This is a genomic window from Massilia sp. Root335 (assembly GCF_001425685.1).
GTDB classification, from domain to species: Bacteria; Pseudomonadota; Gammaproteobacteria; order Burkholderiales; family Burkholderiaceae_D; genus Telluria; species Telluria luteola.
In genome coordinates, this window is record NZ_LMCY01000033.1 from 114,230 (window position 1) to 115,537 (window position 1,308).

Genomic DNA, 1,308 nt, shown 5'->3' on the forward strand with positions numbered 1-1,308 from the left:
TCCTTTCTCGAATGGCAAAGTGCGCAGCGACAAGCACCGGTCGGACCGATGCGCCAGGCGTATGACACTTCCGCTTGACAATACATTGAAGTGATCCTAAAGTGATATCACTTTCATATAACAACGGAACGCCCGCATGTCTACACATACTCGTCAGGAAATCTCGGTCGCATCGATGAATGGTTACGTGGCCGGCGCCGGCGGCCTGCTTGCCGTGCTGGCGGGTGCCTGGCTGGTCCGTGCAGGCATCATGGGCACGGTCACCAGCGGCGTGGCCGTCGCCGGTATCGCACTTGCCGTCGCCGGGGGATTCGTGTGCACGGGGCTGTACATGCTGCAGCCGAACGAAACGGCGGTGCTGACGCTGTTCGGACGTTATGTGGGCACGGACCGCGGCGAGGGGCTGCGCTGGGCCTTTCCGCTGTACCGCAAGCGCAAGCTGACGGTGCGGGCGCGCAACCTCAACATGTCGACGCTCAAGGTCAACGACAAGCGCGGCAATCCGGTGGAGCTGGCGGCCGCCGTCGTGTGGCGGGTGCGCGATACGGCGCAGGCGCTGTTCGAAGTGGACGATTTCGAGCGCTACGTGACCGTGCAGGCCGAGGCCGCGCTGCGCCACCTGGCAGTGCAATATGCCTATGACGAAGGGGAGGACCTGGCGCCGGGCGAGATGACGCTGCGCGGTGGCGCGGCGGAAGTCGGCCACGCGCTCAGCGAGGAACTGACGGCGCGCTTCGAAGCGGCGGGCGTGGAAACGCTGGACGCGAAGCTTACCCACCTGGCCTATGCGCCCGAGATCGCCCAGGTGATGCTGCGCCGCCAGCAGGCCCAGGCGATCATCAGCGCCCGTGCCCGCATCGTGCACGGCGCGGTCACGATGGTGGAAGACGCACTCAAGGGCCTGGCCGAACGCCAGATCGTCGAACTGGATGCGGAACGCAAGGCGGCGATGGTCAGCAATCTGCTCGTGGTCCTGTGCTCCGACCGCGACGCGCAGCCGGTCATCAACGCGGGCACCCTGTACAACTGATTCGCGTATCGATGGCAAGTCCTGGTAAAAAGTCGTATCCGCTGCGTATCGACCCCGCGTTGTGGGAGCAGTTGCAGCGCCTGGCCGCCAACGACCTGCGCAGCGTGAATGCGGAAATCGAATTCCTGCTGCGCGAAGCGCTGGCGCGGCGGGGCATCCGGATCGCGCCGGTCCAGCCGGATGAGGGGAGCGGCGAATCGCCGTGAGAAATGAAGAAATGAAAAAGGCCAGATCTTGCGATCTGGCCTTTCGAAAAAGCTGGTGCGGCTGGCAGGAAT

2 protein-coding genes are annotated in these 1,308 nt (G+C 64.2%); both read left to right on the plus strand.

Annotated elements, in window-relative coordinates; all coding sequences use genetic code 11:
- Window positions 1–136 precede the first annotated feature (136 nt).
- Window positions 137–1,030 carry an SPFH domain-containing protein gene (locus tag ASC93_RS18485; RefSeq protein WP_056445527.1) on the plus strand — a complete coding sequence of 298 codons (894 nt, stop codon included), beginning with the start codon at window positions 137–139 and terminating at the stop codon, window positions 1,028–1,030.
- Between the two features lie 11 nt (window positions 1,031–1,041).
- Window positions 1,042–1,236 (plus strand): hypothetical protein, encoded by a 195-nt coding sequence (locus ASC93_RS18490; protein ID WP_056445530.1) that lies wholly within the window; start codon window positions 1,042–1,044, stop codon window positions 1,234–1,236.
- The last annotated feature ends 72 nt before the right edge of the window (window positions 1,237–1,308 follow it).

What these genes read in the sequence shown, in the direction of transcription:
- ASC93_RS18490 (WP_056445530.1), top strand. Translation starts at nt 1,042, where the DNA reads ATGGCAAGTCCTGGTAAAAAGTCGTATCCGCTGCGTATCGACCCCGCG.
- ASC93_RS18485 (WP_056445527.1), top strand. Translation starts at nt 137, where the DNA reads ATGTCTACACATACTCGTCAGGAAATCTCGGTCGCATCGATGAATGGT.